This is a genomic window from Bradyrhizobium sp. Kon37, from assembly GCF_055807535.1.
In genome coordinates this window covers 171997-185892 of record NZ_JBVVOY010000002.1, presented here as the reverse complement: position 1 = coordinate 185892, position 13896 = coordinate 171997, and the positions used below count along the sequence as shown (strand labels likewise).

Here is a 13896-nt window from a genome sequence, read left to right as displayed (position 1 = left end):
ATGAAATGTGCAGCCGCCGTAAGACAGGAAAGGCCGCTCGGGAAACCGGGCGGCCTTTTTCTTTGATCTGCTTTTCGGCTGGCGCGGCCTCTCAAAGAGAGAGCCGCGGTGAATTGCCGACCGGCATCATCTCATAGGGCGCCTTCCAGCCAGGCAACGCGGCGACACGCCGGCGCCAGGCATCAATGGCCGGAAATGCCGTGGCAAGATCGAAACCTGTCTCCTCGGTTGGATAGTACAGGTAACCCAACAGCGAGAAGTCGACGATGGTCGGCCGGTCGCCCAGCATGAAGCTGCGTTCGGAGAGATGCCTGTCTACGATCGAGAAGGCGCTTTCGGTCCGGGTTCGCAGATAAGCGAGCACCGCGGGATGAGCGGGCTCCGGCATGAAGCAGCGCTGAAACCGATGCTGGGCAAAGCTCGACGTGAATTTGTGGTTGTCGAACAGCAGCCAGCGCGTCGCCTCGAATGCTTCCTCGCGCGTCGGGCCATACATGTCGTGAGTCTCGGCAAGCCAGGCCAGGATCGCACCCGACTGACTCATTCGCCGGCCATCGGCCTCGAGGACGGGGACTTCGCCCATGACGTTGGTTGCGGTCCGCCAGTCCGGTGTGCGGGTTTCGCCGCCGGCGAAGTCGACGCCGACCGGCTCCCAGTCGAGCCCGGCGCAGTTGAGGAACAGCGCGACCTTGAAGGAATTGCCGGAGGCTCCGACGCAGTGCAGCCGGTATCGCGCCATGCTCGAGTCCTCCCGCGCGCCCGACTGGATGGAGGTGCAGGAGCGCGATGCAGATTGTCGAAGGGCTGCTGACAGCGTCGTGTCAGCAGTGCGGGGCTATCGGAGCTATAGAGCAGCGCCGCGTCCGGAATACGCGAGCAATTACATCATCCGCTCAGCCGCACGCTTCACCGCCTCTAGCCGCCGGGCCTGGCCCTGCGCGCCGCGCTCTTTGAGCAACGCCAGCACCTCTGCGGGTGCGGTGTCGGGCGAGCCTGCATTGAACGGCGGGGCGGGATTGTATTCGAGCTGAAGCTGGATCGCCTCGGCGGTGGTGCGATCGACCATGATCGACACCAGGGTCAGCGCGAAATCGATTCCCGCGGTGACGCCGCCGCCGGTGATGCGGTTGCGGTCGACGCAGACGCGCGTCTTGGTCGGCGTCGCGCCGAACTGAGCGAGCATCTCCATCGCGCTCCAATGCGTGGCGGCGCGGTAGCCCTTCAAGAGGCCGGCGGCGCCGAGCGCCAGCGATCCCGTGCAGACCGAGGTGACGTATTTGGCGCCCTCGGCCTGCCGGCGCAGGAAACCGAGCACCTCCTCGTCATTGAGCAGATCGTTGGTGCCGCCGCCGCCCGGCACGCAGATCACGTCGAGCTGCGGGCAGTCGGCGAACGTTGTGGTCGGCGTCAGCGTCAGCACGGAATCACTCGGCACCGGCTCGATCCGCTTCCAGATCAAATGCAGCTTTGCGCCCGGCACAGAGGAGAACACCTGCAGGGGACCCGTAAAATCGAGCTGGGTGACGCGCGGAAACACCAAGAGACCGATCTGGAGCGGGGACGACATGAGAGCCTCCAATTATGAGCTTGACGGACGCAGCCTGTCATGATGCCCTTCTGTCCAAAATGGCGTATTTCCCTCGCTTTCGGACATGATCATGATCGGCATCCTGATCTTCCCGGACTTCCAGTTGCTCGATGCGGCCGGCCCGATCTCCGTGTTCGAGATCGCGGCGCGCTGCACGGGCAAGACGACACCCGGGATCCGCGTGCTGGCGGTGAACGCGGGACCCGTGCGCAGCTCGTCCGGCGTCGAGATGATGGCGCGCGACTTCAAGTCGGCCAATGCGATCACGACGCTGGTCGTGGCGGGAGGCGCGGGCGTGACGGACGCCGCGCGCTGCGAGGTCACGCGCGCCTTCGTGCAACGGCTGGCGCGGCGCGGCGTGCGGGTCGCCAGCGTCTGCTCGGGCGCCTATGTGCTCGCCGAGGCGGGATTGCTCGACGGCCGCCGCGCCACCACGCATTGGGGACGCACGCGGGATTTCGTCGCGCGCTATCCTAAGGTGAAGTTCGAGCCGGACCAGATTTTCACGCGCGATGGCAATGTGTGGACGTCGGCAGGCATCACGGCGGGCATCGATCTTGCGCTCGCGATGGTGACGGAGGATCACGGCGAGCAGATCGCGCAGGACACCGCGCGGCAGCTCGTGCTCTATCATCGCCGCAGCGGCGGCCAGTCGCAGTTCTCGTCACTGCTGGAATTGAAGACGCCGAACGGCCGCTTCGGCGCGCTGCTGTCCTGGGCGCGCGAGAACCTCGACGCCCGCCTGACGGTGGAAGATCTCGCCGACCGCGCCGGCATGAGCGCGCGGCATTTTGCCCGCGCCTTTGCCGCCGAGACGGGCACGACGCCCTCGAAGGCCATCGAGCGCTTGCGCATCGAGGTCGCGCGCGAGCGCGTGCAGTCCTCGCGCGAGGCGATCGAGCTCGTCGCGGAGACAACCGGCTTCGGCGACCCCGAGCGCATGCGGCGCGCTTTCATCCGCGCCTTCGGCCAGCCGCCGCAGGCGCTGCGGCGCGCGGCAAGGGCCGGGTAGGGAGAATTCATCGATTTGGAGAGGCCGCTTGAGCGGGGTGAGCGGACTTGCATATTGCCCGGCCTTGCGTCACCCGTTGCAGACGATCAGTACAACACGTACCGTCGCTGATCCCGATGCAAGGAACCCCAATGACCGATCGAGAAAAGATTCTGATTGCCCTTCGCGAAAAACCTTTGAAGACTTTCGACATCATGAAGCGCGTGAACATCAAGAACCAGGACGACTGCCAATCGCTCCTGTTGAAGATGCGTGACGAAGGCGCCGTGAAGTTCGATATTCACAAGGGAAATTGGCGCGCTGCGTGACGACATTCGCTTGGCCACCAGCGGCCTCGCATGGCAGCGGACATGACTTGCGGACTGGTTCAGCCCGATGCGGCCTTGCCGCCGGTTGCCGCGGCGCCCGAGGCCTGCGCGCGCGCCGTCAAGCGCCGCGCGATCGGCATCAGCATGTAGGGCGCCAGGTGAATGGGAAACTGCGTCATCGCGAAATAGAGCCATGTGGTCGGCGGCAGCACGCCGGCGGTCGCGGCGAGCATCAGGCCCAGATTGCGCTGTGACACCATCAGCCCGAGCGCCAGCGCGCGCTCATAGCCGATGCGGCGGAACAGCAGCGTGGTCACGGCGAGCAGCGTGAAATAGATCGCGAAGGCGAGAGCTGCGAAGCCGAGGGTGGAGACCGGTCGGGCGACGAGATCGCTCGCGACGTCGCCCATGATCGCAGTCGCGAAGACCAGCAGGATGACGATGTTGAAGCCGTCGATCGGCTGCCGGTGGCGCTGGATCGCGGCCGCGCCGAAGACCTGCCGGATCACGGTCGCGGCCAGCAGCGATGCTGCGAGGATGCCGAGCAGCTTCAGCCCCAGCGCAGGCGGCGAGATACTGAGCATGTCGCCGAGGAACAGGCTCGCGAACAGCGATGCCGTGAACGGCACCAGCGCGGTCGCACTCACCAGCGTGACCAGCACCAGCGTGGCATCGAGACCCATCAGCGCGGCCAGCGCCGGCGCGGCCATCATCGGCGAGGCCATGCTCTGGAGCATCAATGCGAGCGCAAGGTCGGGCGCGCGCGCTGTGAGCCCGGTGAGATGGACGATCAGCCCGACGATCACGGGCACGCCGATCATGGTCCAGACAGTGGCGGTCCCGACCAGCGCCGGCCGCCGCAGATGGCCGGTGAGCGCGGCGAGATCGACCCGCATGAAGGAGATGCAGAGCAGAACGAAGATCGCCTCGGTGACGTAGGGGCGCAGCAACATCCCGAGCGGCGGCACCGCGAGCGCGATGAACACGACGGCGGCCACCGCGCGGGTGCCTTGGCCGCCAAGCCATGTCAGCCCGCGCAGGGGGAGGACGAATATGCTTTGAAGAACGGGCGGCATCGGGAACGGCGTTTCAGCCCAATCCTTTCAGCCACGCGCCGATCTCGCTCACGGCGACATTGGCCTCTCGCAGCAATTTCCCCATCGTGAAGGAGCCGTGGAATTGGCCGGGATCATTCTTGATAGCCACGGGCACGCCGGCCTCCTGGAAGGCCCTGTAGACGGCGGCGGCATCGGGATCGAGCACGACGGGCATGGGGGGAGCGACCTTGCGGGTTTCCAGTTATGGTTGGAGTTCTTTTTGGGCCGGCGCCGCCTCGGCCCCAGGGAGGAGTGCTCGACTATCCCATCCGGGGGCCGATCTGGCCAGACCGGGCCGGGAAGGGCAGGGATGCCGCCCTTCCCCCGCCGTATTCGCCGTGTTAACCGGATGGCCTGCGAGCGGCGGTATCCCCTGTAGAATGTCCAGCAAGCCCGATTCGCTGTTGAAGCCGCGCGAGATATGTTTCGAACATTTACCCTGACAGGTCTTGCGGCGCTTCTGGCCGCCACCGCACTGACGGCTGCGACGCCGGCGCAGGCACAGATCGGCACGATCTTCTCCGATCCGCCGCCGCTGCGGCCGCCCGGCAACATTCCGCGTGGCCAGCCCCAGCCGCAGCAGCAGATGCCCGACGACGACGAAGAGGTGCCGGAGCTGCCGCCGCAAGGCCGTGTGCTGCCGTCGCGTCCGATGGCGCCGCCGCCGGGTCGGCAGGGCAATGTGATGCCGGGCCCGGTCGAGACCCAGCCTCTGGCGCCGCCGCCAGGGTCTAGTGCTGCTCCGCCAAACCAGCCGCCGCCCGTCGCGGTCGCTCCGCCCAATCCGCAAGGCGCCCCGGGTGCGCCCGGTCAGCGCCAGCCGCAGCAGAAGGGCGGGCCGGGCGGCGCTGTCCCGCAGACGCCGGCGAGCCTTCAGCCGGGCGACGAGGTCGTCACCGAGCCGCCGGCCCAGAAGATCGTGAACAAGAAGGCGACCTTCTCCGGTCTCGACAAGATCACCGGGCGCATCATCAATTTCGACGAGGAGATCGGCGAGACCGTGCAGTTCGGTGCGCTGCGCGTCAAAACCGACGCCTGCTACACGCGGCCGGCGACCGAGGCCGCCAACACCGACGCCTTCGTCGAGGTTGACGAGATCACCTTGCAGGGTGAGGTGAAGCGCATCTTCTCGGGCTGGATGTACGCGGCAAGTCCGGGCCTGCACGGCGTCGAGCACCCGATCTACGATATCTGGCTCACCGACTGCAAAGAGCCGCAGCAGACGATTGCGACCGCGGCACCGGATCCCGGCACCAAGCCGGCAGCACCGCCGCCGCCTGCCCAGAAGAAGGCTGCGCCGAAGCAGGTGCAGCAGCGTCCGCCGCAGCCCTTGCCGCCGATCCAGCAGCAGCAGCCGGCACCACCGCCGCCGCCTCCGCCGCCCGAGCAGCGGCCGGGTCTGTTCGGTATCCCCGGGTTTGGCCGCTAGGCCAAATCCCCGGGGGGTGGCCGCTAATCCCTGACTATTGCCGCGCGGCGATGATCTCGAGCGCGCGTGCTCCCGGGATTGCTTCACCCGTGGAGAGCCTCAGGAAATCGCCGGGCTCGCCCGCCAGCGCCTTGTCGAGCAGCGCGGTGTAGCGCCGCCGCGAGATCTCGGCCGCGCCAAAACTCTTCAGGTGCTCGGTGACGTATTGGGTGTCGAGCAGCTCGAAGCCGCCATGGATGAGCCGCGCGACCAGATGCACCAGCGCGACCTTGGACGCATCGCGCGCGGTGTGGAACATGCTCTCGCCGAAGAAGGCCCGCCCCAGGCTGACGCCATAAAGCCCGCCGACCAGGTCCTCGCCTTGCCAGGCCTCGACGCTATGGCAATGGCCGAGCTCGTACAGCCCGCCATAGAGGTCGCGGATGCGCTTGTTGATCCAGGTGTCCTCGCGCCCGGCCTGCGACGCGGCGCAGCCGGCGATCGTGGCCTTGAAGGCGGTATTGACGGTGACGCGGAATGAATCCGAACGCACGGTGCGCGCGAGCCGGGAGGCCACGCGAAATCCATCGAGCGGGATGACGCCGCGCAGCTCCGGCTCGACCCAGAACAGGGTCGGATCATCGGCGCTTTCGGCCATCGGAAAGATGCCGCAGGCATAGGCGCGCAGCAGCACGGCTGGCGTGATTTCAGACGGGGCAGAGTCGCGCGAAGTCATGGCTCGCCACAATAGCAGGATCGCAAGGCGGTTGCGATGGGCGGTGCGGATCAGTTCGCTGCGGCAGCAGCCGGCTTGCCGGCGGCAGCCGGTACTCGGCGGAACGTCAACATGATTCGGGTTCCGGAATGGGTGGGGTCGCGCTCGACCGAAGCGTCGAGCTTGGTGGCCATGGCTGCGACGATACGCTGGCCCATGCCGGTGGAGCGCGGATCGGCCTTGACGTTGTCGCCGACGCCATCGTCGCTGATCGACAGCAGGAGATCGTCGCCCTGCGAGGTCAGCTCGACATGGATCGGGCCGGCGCCGTCAGGGTAGGCGTATTTCACCGCGTTCATCACCAGTTCGTTGACGATGATGCCGACGGCGACTGCTCGGTCCGGATCGATCTCGATCGGTTCGGCCTTCAGCGTCAGGCGCGACATCCGGTTGCCCTCGGCCGAGCGCCTGAGATCCTCGAGCAGCGAGTCCAGATACTGGTTCAGGACCACGCTCTTCAGGTCCTGCGAGGTGTAGAGGCGGCGGTGCACCTGCGCGACCGCGGCGACGCGGCCCATCGCGTTGGTCAACGCAGCCTTGACCTCGTCCTGCGCGGCGGAGCTTGCCTGCAGGTGCAGCAGGGAGGCGATGATCTGGAGCGAGTTGCCGACGCGGTGGTTGACCTCGCGCAGCAGCAGCTCGCGTTCGGCTGCAAGAGCAGCGTAGCGGTCGCGCGACGCGTGGATCTCGGCTTCGGCTTCCTCGCGCGCCTTCTGCAATTCGGCCTGGCGCAGCGCGCCCTCGGCCGCGACGTGAAGCAGGGGGATGAAGTCGCCCTTGACGTCCTTGACGAGATAATCGGCCGCGCCCGCCTTCAGCGCCGTCACCGCAATGCTGGAATCCTGCGACGCGGTGACGAAGACCACCGGCGGCGCGCCCGGTATCGCCATGATCTGCTCCAGCGTCTCCAGCCCGTCGAGGCCGGGCATGTACTGGTCGAGCGCCACGACGTCGATGCCGCCGTCAATGCTGTCCTGCGCGCCCGCGCGGCGGATGAGCTCGAGGCCTTCCTCGCCGCTTGCGGCGTGAACGACCTTGTAGCCGCGCCGTGTCAGGCCGCGATCGACCAGGCGCGCAAGCGCCCCGTCGTCGTCGATGTAGAGCAGTGTGGGCATGCGCTGGTTCATGGGGCGGCGGGCGGGACCTGGATTACCGAGAAGAACAAGCCGAGCTGCCGAATGGCATTGGCGAAATTCTCGTAGTTCACGGGCTTGGTGATGTAGACATTGCAGCCGAGCTCGTAGCAGCGCTTGATTTCCTGGGAATCGTCGGTGGTAGTCAGCACCACCACGGGCGAGGCCTTCAGATATTTGTTCTCCTTGATCTGCTTGAGAATGTCGATCCCGGTCATGTCGGGAAGGTTGAGATCGAGCAGGATCAGGAGCGCATTACCTTTCTGCACGAGCCCGCTGCCGTCGGGCCCGAACAGGTGTTTCATCGCGTCCGTGCCGTTGGCAAAGGAGATGATCTCGTTGTTGACGCCGGACCTACGGATGTTCCGCTCGATCAGCCGCGCGTGTCCTTCGTCGTCCTCGATCATGATGATGCTGACGGGTTGAGTCATTGATCCGCGTTCCGGTTGCTGGCGTTCCAGGTGATGGGCAGCGTGATGGTGAAGGTGCTGCCCGTATTCAGTTCCGATGATACCGACATGGTGCCGCCGAGGCGACGCACAAGTGCACGCACATGCGCAAGACCGATGCCCTGACCGGGCTTGTCCTGGGTTCCGGCGCGGCGAAACAGGTCAAAGATCCGCTGGTGGTCCTTGGGGTCGATGCCGCGGCCGTTATCGCTGATCTCGAAGATTGCGTAGCCGAGCTTGGTGCGCCCGCGAATTCTGATCTCGCCGGGGACGCCGGGCTTGAGATATTTGATGGCGTTGTCGATCAGATTGGAGAAGATCTGCTCCAGCGCCAGGCGGTCGCTGACGAGATCGGGCAGGGGCGCGACATGAATCTCCGCCTGCGCCTCGGCGGCCTGATGCGCCAGCGTCGACACGATCGCTTCGATCAACTCGGCGGTGTCGATCTTTTCCGGCTGGAACTCGCGCCGGCCCTCGCGGGTGAGATTGAGGATCGCCGAGATCAGGCGGTCCATCTTGGCGATCGACGACTTGATGAAGCCCAGCGCTTCGGAAAAATCCGCCGAGAGCTGCTTGTCGGGACCTTCGAGCGCGATCTCGCCGTCCGGCAGCGGCGGCCCGTCGGCCGGGACGTGGGTAAGGCCGCCGATACGGCGGAAAATGTCGCCGCCGAGCTCTTCGAGTTCGCTGGTGAAGCCCATGATGTTGACGAGTGGTGAGCGCAGATCGTGGCTGACGATATAGGCAAAGCGCTGGATCTCGTTATTTGCTTCGCGCAGATCGGCCGTGCGTTCGTCGACCACGGCCTCCAGATTGACGTTGGCGTCGCGCAGGCGCGCCTCGGCATCGTCACGGGCACCGGCCGAGCGCCGCACCAGCCAGATCGATATCAGCGCCAGCAGCACGACGAGGCCGGAGCCGATGCCGGTCATCGACGCGGCGAGGGTCTGGCTGCGATCCGAATTGACCGATCGGAGCCGGAACAGCCGTTCTTCTTCCTGGATCATCCCGGTCGCGACTTTGGCGATAGCGGCTGTCGCGTCCGTGGAGACAACCTCGCGGACCAGCGCTGCGGCTTTCGCCGGCTCGCCCCTCCGGATGAAATCCATCTCCTGCGCGAACTGCCCGAGCCGGGTCTCGATCGCTGCGCTCAGCTTCTCGATGTTCTCGCGTTGCGCCGGATTGTCGCCGATCAGGCGCGTGAGCCTGTCCAGAGCCGGGATGATGGCCGCCACGGCCTTGTCATGGTCGGCCTTGAAGTCCTCCCCCTTTGTCAGGAGGTAGCCGCGGGCCGTGCTCTCAGCCCGCCGGATTTCCAGCAGGAGGGCGTTGATCTGGTTCTCCGCCTCGATGGTGTGAACCACCCATTTGCTGTCGTCTCTCGCCTTGTTGACGAGGTAGACGGAGCCGGCGCTGATCACCGTCAGCACCAGCAGTCCCGCTGCGAACAGCAGGATCTGCCAGAATGTACGCCGTCGCTGCGCGTCAGCGGTCACGACGGTCTCACTCGATCAGGATTGCCGGACTTCAAAACGCCCCCTCGGAACTGTCCCCATGGTCCCAAACGCGATTGGGGCCAAAGGGTTCCATGCGGAGGGACGGCTACTTCGGGGCGGGTTCCGCCTTGCCGGCAAGATATTGTTCCAGCCAGTGGATGTGGTAGTCGCCGTTGATGATGTCGTCTTCGCGCACCAGAGCGCGGAACAGCGGCAAGGTGGTCTCGATGCCCTCGACCACCATCTCGTCCAGCGCCCGGCGCAGCCGCATCAGGCACTCGCCGCGGGTCTTGCCGTGCACGATCAGCTTGCCGACCAGCGAGTCGTAATAAGGCGGGATCGTGTAGCCCTGATAGACGGCGGAATCGATCCGCACACCGAGCCCGCCGGGCGGGTGATATTGCGTGATGCGGCCGGGCGAAGGACGAAAGGTCTGCGGATTCTCGGCGTTGATGCGGCACTCGATCGCGTGGCCGATGACCTGGACCTCTTCCTGCCTCGCCGGCAGGTCGCCGCCGGCGGCGATGCGGATCTGCTCCAGCACGAGGTCGATGTCGGTGATGCTCTCGGTGACGGGATGCTCGACCTGGATGCGCGTGTTCATCTCGATGAAGTAGAACTCGCCGTCCTCGAACAGGAATTCGATGGTGCCGACGCCGAGATATTTCATCTCGCGCATCGCCTTGGCGCAGGTCTCGCCGATCTTGGCGCGTGCGGCCGCAGTCAGCACAGGCGAGGGGCCTTCCTCCCAGACCTTCTGGTGGCGTCGCTGCAGCGAGCAGTCGCGTTCACCGAGATGAATCGCGCCGCCGCGGCCGTCGCCGAGGATCTGGATCTCGATGTGACGCGGCTTCTGCAGATATTTCTCGAGGTAGACGGAGGCATCACCGAAAGCGGATTTGGCCTCGTTGGCAGCCGTCGACAGCGCGACCTGAAGATCGGCCTCGCTCTCGGCCACCTTCATCCCGCGGCCGCCGCCGCCGGCGGCGGCCTTGACCAGCACGGGGAAGCCGATCTTCCTGGCGATCGCCATCGCGTCGTCGTTGGGGCCCACCCCTCCGTCGGAGCCGGGCACCACGGGGATGCCGAGCTTCTTGGCCGTCCTCTTGGCTTCAATCTTGTCGCCCATCAGGCGGATGTGCTCGGCCTTCGGGCCGATGAAATGCAGATTGTGCTCGGCGAGGATCTCGGCGAAGCGCGCGTTCTCCGACAGGAAGCCGTAGCCGGGATGCACGGCATCGGCGCCGGTGATCTCGCAGGCCGCGAGCAGCGCGGGCACGTTGAGATAGCTGTCCTTGGACGCCGGTGGCCCGATGCAAACGCTCTCGTCCGACAGGCGCACATGCATGGCGTCGGCGTCGGCGGTGGAGTGCACGGCGACGGTCGCGATCCCGAGCTCCTTGCAGGCCCTGAGGATGCGAAGGGCGATCTCGCCGCGATTGGCTATGAGGATCTTGTCGAACATGGTGTCCTTATTGGACTGACGCGCGGAAAGCGGCGAGGGCGATGAGACCGCCCTCGAACGTCACTCAATGATCACGAGCGGCTCGCCGTATTCGACCGGCTGGCCGTCCTCGATCACGATCTGCGTCACCGTGCCGGCGCGCGGCGAGGGGATCTGGTTCATGGTCTTCATGGCTTCGATGATCAGCAGGGTCTGGCCGACCGAGACCTTGCTGCCGACCTCGATGAACGGCTTGGCGCCGGGCTCCGGCGACCAATAGGCGGTGCCGACCATCGGCGAGGTCACGGCGCCGGGATGCTTCGACAGGTCGGCGGCGGCAGGCGCGGCGGCAGCTGCGGCCGCCGGGAGGGCGGCCGGGGCAGCCGCCATCTGCATCGGCATGGTCGCGGCGACGCTGATGTTGCGGGCGACGCGCAGGCGCAGGCCGGCACGCTCGATCTCGATTTCGGTGAGGCTGGTCTCATCGAGCAGCAAGGCGAGCTCGCGGACGAGTGCGGAATCCTCGCTGGAAAACTTTACGGCTGCTTTGTCGTCTGGCTGGCGCGCCATGTTGTTTGATCCGAATGTTCTGTGTGATGGGAGAGCGTCAGGCTTTGGGCTTGATGCCGAGCTTGGCGGCAAGGCCCTGGATGGCGAGGCGGTAGCCCTCGATGCCGAAGCCGCAGAGCGAGGCGAAGGCCGCGCGCGCGGTGTAGGAGTGATGACGGAAATTCTCGCGGGCGTGGATGTTGGTGACGTGCACCTCGACCGTCGGGATCTGCACCGCGAGCAGCGCGTCGTGTAGCGCGATCGACGTGTGCGAATAGCCGCCGGCATTGATGACGATGCCCTTCATCTTGCGGGCATGTGCCTCGTGGATGAAGTCGATCAGCTCGCCCTCGCGGTTGGACTGCCGGCAATCGGCCTTGAGGCCGAACGTCGCTGCCGTCGCCCGGCACAGCGCCTCGACGTCGGCCAGCGACGCATGCCCATACTTCTCGGGCTCCCGCGTCCCCAACATGTTGAGGTTCGGCCCGTTCAGGACAAGGATCGTGTCGGTTGCTGGTTCGGCCATTCCAATCCCGCAAGAGGTGCTTCGGCGTGGCGGGGGTTATAGGTAACAAAGCGCGTGAGGGGAAGCCTTGAAGGACCTCCGAGCTGGCTTCAGATGCCTCATCCGGGGTGCAAAAACCTGTGTGCAAGCTACGGAAATTGCTTGTTAACCAGGCCGAAGCATGGCTGCCGCAGTGCCAGAGGGGCGGGGTCTCCCGAGAGACCGAAAGCCCCCGCCGATCTCTCGGCGGGGGCTCGTGCGGGACGGGTCGGTCAGCGGACCGGCTTACCCCTCGATGACGTACACGATCTCGCGCGTCTGCGGACGAACGATGACGTACTGGCCGTGCACGAAGATCACCTCGTAGCCGCGCCACTCCGGATAGATCTCGACGATCCGCGGCGGGAGCGGGTGGAAATGAACGCTGGCAGGGACCGTCGTGCCGACCGAAATGTTGAAGTTGACGTTGGTCGTTTCCTCGATCTTGGTCGACTTGATCGCGGATGTGATCTCGGTCCGCTTCTCGGGCGGCGGTGCAGAAGCGGTCGCGGAGGCCGTGCCGGTCGTGGTCTGAGACTTGGTATCGGCAGCCTTGTTGTCCGCACCCTTGGTCTGACTGTCTGCGCCCTTGGTCTGGGCGTTCATATTGCCGCTCTTGGTGTCAGTCTCCGTGCTCTTGGACTTGTCCGTCTGGGACTTGTCCATCGTGCTCTTTGACTTGTCCTGGGCTGCCTTGTCCTGCGCTGACTTGTCATGCATGGACTTGTCCTGCGCGGACTTATCCTGCGCGCCTTGGGCGTGCTCACCCTTCGCCGCGCCGGCCTTCTCGTCGGCCGCGTTCTTGTTCATCGCGCCGGACTTATCCATCCCGCCCGACGATTTCTCCTCGGCTGCACCGCCGGACTTCATGGCGCCGCCAGTCTGGCCGACGGTGCCCTTCTCCTGAGCGGAGTCCTTACCCATCGAGCCGCCGCGCTCGGCGGCGCCGGAAGGCTGCGAATGCTGCGTCGGCTGCGCGCCTGCACCGCCACCGCTGTCGCGGTTCATGGTGCCCTGCGCGTTCGCCAGACCGGTGCCGGCGACGAGCGCGAGCGCGGCGACCGAGATCATAAAGCGGTTAGACATTGAATTCTCCTCACGTGTTTCTCTGCGTCATTGCCCGCGCCGACAACGAAAGGAGGTATCAGGAGTTCCGGAACATTGGCGGTTCCGCGGCATTTGTTTGTTGAATGCCAGATGAACGCGCGCGCCAGATTTCGGCGCAATGAAAAGGCCGGCGCTTCAGCCGGCCTTTTGCATGCGTGAGTTGTAGAGCAGATCGCTGATCAGCAAGTCGCCTTGTTAGCAGGTCGCTTTGCCGCAGCGGGCCACAGCGATCTTTTCCTTCAGGCTATCGACACCGACGGCGCCGACAACGATCTGCTTGCCGATCACGTAGCTGGGCGTGCCGTTCATGCCCATCGCTTCGGCGAGCTTGAAGTTCTCCTCGATGGTGCTGCGCACCTCGGCGCTGCCGATGTCCTTCTCGATCTTCGCGACGTCGAGACCGGCTTCCTTGGCCGCCTGAAGCGCGCGCGCCTTGTCGGCCGCGCCACGGCCGCCGAGCAGCTTCTGATGGAAATCGAGATATTTCTTGCCGGAGGGATCCTGCATGCGCACCGCGACGGCGACCTGGGCTGCTTCCACCGAACCCTGGCTCAGCACCGGAAACTCCTTCAGCACCACCTTCAGCTTCGGATCGGCCTTCATGAGGGTGAGCATGTCGTCCATCGCGCGCTTGCAGTAGCCGCAATTGTAGTCGAAGAACTCGACGAAGGTGACGTCGCCATCCTTGTTGCCGAGCACGACCTGGCGCGGCGAGTTGAAGATCGCATCGGAATTCTGCGTGACGCTGGCCTCGTGCTTCTGCGTCTCGGCCGCGGCCTGGCGCTTGGTGAGCTCGGCCATCGCTTCCTCGAGCACCTCGGGATGGGTGACGAGATAGTTCTTGATGATCACCTCGATGTCCGTGCGCTGGGCATCGGAGAAGCTGTCGGCCGACGCGGGCGCGGCTGCGCCGAACATGGCGAGCGCAAACAGCGCGGGAGCAAGCAGGCGCAGCGAAGGCATAGGCAAATCCTCTTATCCAAAGC

The 13896-nt window shown here is 65.4% G+C and carries 14 protein-coding genes and 2 pseudogenes; 3 read left to right on the top strand and 13 right to left on the bottom strand.

Annotated features, from left to right (window positions below; translation table 11 throughout):
* Nucleotides 1–91: 91 nt before the first annotated feature.
* Nucleotides 92–739, bottom strand: coding sequence for a glutathione S-transferase family protein (locus AC0L3J_RS05035; protein ID WP_473346229.1), 648 nt, complete (start codon nt 737–739; stop codon nt 92–94).
* A gap of 141 nt (nt 740–880) precedes the next feature.
* Nucleotides 881–1567 carry a DJ-1/PfpI family protein gene (locus AC0L3J_RS05030; protein ID WP_063992567.1) on the bottom strand — a complete coding sequence of 229 codons (687 nt, stop codon included), beginning with the start codon at nt 1565–1567 and terminating at the stop codon, nt 881–883.
* A gap of 91 nt (nt 1568–1658) precedes the next feature.
* Here AC0L3J_RS05030 and AC0L3J_RS05025 point away from each other — a divergent pair, with 91 nt between their 5' ends.
* Entirely contained in the window at nt 1659–2600 is a 942-nt protein-coding gene (locus AC0L3J_RS05025) for a GlxA family transcriptional regulator (RefSeq protein WP_473346228.1), read from the top strand.
* A gap of 131 nt (nt 2601–2731) precedes the next feature.
* The gene (locus tag AC0L3J_RS05020) at nt 2732–2908 is read left to right on the top strand and encodes a hypothetical protein (protein ID WP_473286980.1); all 177 of its coding nucleotides are present in this window, start codon (nt 2732–2734) and stop codon (nt 2906–2908) included.
* Between the two features lie 59 nt (nt 2909–2967).
* Here AC0L3J_RS05020 and AC0L3J_RS05015 read toward each other — a convergent pair whose 3' ends face one another.
* Together AC0L3J_RS05015 and AC0L3J_RS05010 are read right to left on the bottom strand one after the other, a co-directional pair.
* Complete coding sequence (locus AC0L3J_RS05015) at nt 2968–3984, bottom strand: Na+-dependent transporter (RefSeq protein ID WP_473346227.1); 1017 nt, start codon at nt 3982–3984, stop codon at nt 2968–2970.
* Between the two features lie 13 nt (nt 3985–3997).
* A pseudogene (locus AC0L3J_RS05010) lies at nt 3998–4132 on the bottom strand (alpha/beta hydrolase); the annotation flags it as partial.
* A 253-nt stretch (nt 4133–4385) separates the two neighbouring features.
* On the opposite strand from AC0L3J_RS05010, the pseudogene AC0L3J_RS05005 reads away from it, so the two are divergent.
* Nucleotides 4386–5434 (top strand): annotated as a pseudogene (locus tag AC0L3J_RS05005) (DUF2155 domain-containing protein).
* A gap of 34 nt (nt 5435–5468) precedes the next feature.
* On the opposite strand, the gene aat reads toward AC0L3J_RS05005, so the two are convergent.
* From aat to AC0L3J_RS04960, 9 genes are all read right to left on the bottom strand, one after another.
* Nucleotides 5469–6149: a leucyl/phenylalanyl-tRNA--protein transferase gene (aat, locus tag AC0L3J_RS05000; protein ID WP_473346226.1), complete on the bottom strand. Its 681-nt coding sequence runs from the start codon at nt 6147–6149 to the stop codon at nt 5469–5471.
* 50 nt (nt 6150–6199) lie between these two features.
* Nucleotides 6200–7315 (bottom strand): sensor histidine kinase, encoded by a 1116-nt coding sequence (locus tag AC0L3J_RS04995; protein WP_027517685.1) that lies wholly within the window; start codon nt 7313–7315, stop codon nt 6200–6202.
* Nucleotides 7312–7752, bottom strand: a complete 441-nt coding sequence (locus tag AC0L3J_RS04990) for a response regulator (RefSeq protein WP_007609730.1) — start codon at nt 7750–7752, stop codon at nt 7312–7314. The genes AC0L3J_RS04995 and AC0L3J_RS04990 overlap by 4 nt, the downstream gene beginning before the upstream one ends.
* Nucleotides 7749–9266 carry a sensor histidine kinase gene (locus AC0L3J_RS04985; protein ID WP_473346225.1) on the bottom strand — a complete coding sequence of 506 codons (1518 nt, stop codon included), beginning with the start codon at nt 9264–9266 and terminating at the stop codon, nt 7749–7751. Before AC0L3J_RS04985 ends, AC0L3J_RS04990 begins: the two co-directional genes overlap by 4 nt.
* A 106-nt stretch (nt 9267–9372) precedes the next feature.
* Nucleotides 9373–10731, bottom strand: a complete 1359-nt coding sequence (accC, locus tag AC0L3J_RS04980; protein WP_007609734.1) for an acetyl-CoA carboxylase biotin carboxylase subunit — start codon at nt 10729–10731, stop codon at nt 9373–9375.
* Nucleotides 10732–10791: 60 nt separating this feature from the next.
* On the bottom strand, nt 10792–11280 hold the full coding sequence (gene accB / locus AC0L3J_RS04975; protein WP_473346224.1) for an acetyl-CoA carboxylase biotin carboxyl carrier protein: 489 nt from the start codon (nt 11278–11280) through the stop codon (nt 10792–10794).
* A 37-nt stretch (nt 11281–11317) separates the two neighbouring features.
* A complete protein-coding gene (aroQ, locus tag AC0L3J_RS04970; protein WP_473346223.1) occupies nt 11318–11785 on the bottom strand; it encodes a type II 3-dehydroquinate dehydratase in 468 nt (155 codons plus the stop codon).
* 264 nt (nt 11786–12049) lie between these two features.
* Nucleotides 12050–12889 carry a DUF1236 domain-containing protein gene (locus AC0L3J_RS04965; RefSeq protein ID WP_473346222.1) on the bottom strand — a complete coding sequence of 280 codons (840 nt, stop codon included), beginning with the start codon at nt 12887–12889 and terminating at the stop codon, nt 12050–12052.
* Nucleotides 12890–13105: 216 nt separating this feature from the next.
* A complete protein-coding gene (locus tag AC0L3J_RS04960) occupies nt 13106–13873 on the bottom strand; it encodes a DsbA family protein (RefSeq protein WP_473346221.1) in 768 nt (255 codons plus the stop codon).
* Nucleotides 13874–13896: the final 23 nt, after the last annotated feature.